1 protein-coding gene and 1 pseudogene are annotated in these 976 nt (G+C 58.3%); both read left to right on the top strand.

Going from position 1 to position 976, the window contains the following annotated elements; genetic code table 11:
* Nucleotides 1-852 (top strand): annotated as a pseudogene (locus ED901_RS14860) (phage tail tape measure protein); the annotation flags it as partial.
* A 10-nt stretch (nt 853-862) separates the two neighbouring features.
* On the top strand, nt 863-976 hold a 114-nt coding region (locus ED901_RS14865), incomplete at its 3' end, for a phage tail protein (RefSeq protein ID WP_205965113.1).

Below are 976 nucleotides of genomic sequence, written 5' to 3' on the forward strand. Positions count from 1 at the left end.
ATCGCGATGGCGGCGATTTATATCTGGGCGAACTGGAGCACGCTGGAGCCGAAGTTTAAAAAGATGTGGGACGCGATTGCCGCCTGGACGACCGAAGCCTGGGCAACCATCACCGACTGGCTGACCGGCACCTGGAACAGCATCGTTGCCGGTGTGCAGGGATTATCGGATAAGTTCGCAGCGGTCTGGACGGGCATTAAAGACGGTGCAAAAGCGGGGTTTGCGGCCTATATCAATTTCATCAAGTCTTTTGGCCAGAAGATTTTCGACGTGGTGAAAAGCCTTCCGGCCAAATTTCAGGAAGCGGGCAGCAGCATGATCACCGCGCTGATGGACGGGATTGCCGCGAAGTGGCAGGCGCTGAAAGACAAGCTTTCCAGCATGACGGATTTTCTTCCGGACTGGATGAAATCGGACGGCGATAAAACCATTTCGGTGAGCGTCAGCAATAGCCTGCCGAAACCGGCGGAGGGGCTTTCTACGTCTGCGCTGCCTGCGCCGATACTGCCGAAACCTGCGGGCGGTCTGAACACCGCACAACCTTACGGCACCGGCGGTGCGGCATACAGCTACGCGGGCATGTTCGACAAAGGCGGAGACATTGCCGCCGGTGAGGTCGGCATTGTGGGAGAGAACGGCGCGGAGCTGGTACGTGGTCCGGTGAGCGTCACGGGGCGTCGGGATACGTCGGCGCTGATGCGTAATCAGGCTCATGCTGCCGCTCCTACCTTCAACGTCTACGCTGCGCCCGGACAAAGTGCGAAGGACGTCGCCGCCGAGGCAATGCGTTTATTTGAAGATTACATGCGCCGCCAACGTTCTGCGGCGCGAAGCTCAATGAATTACGGCTAAGGAGGTTTCTATGATGCTGGCTTTGGGGATGTTCGTGTTTATGCTGCAAACCCTGCCCTATCAGAGTTTGCAACGCTCGGCGGAATACCGCTGGCCGACCAATGACCGGATCGGCCTGCGCGCC

It is taken from the genome of Rahnella sp. Larv3_ips, assembly GCF_003697865.1.
Lineage (GTDB): Bacteria > Pseudomonadota > Gammaproteobacteria > Enterobacterales > Enterobacteriaceae > Rahnella > Rahnella rivi.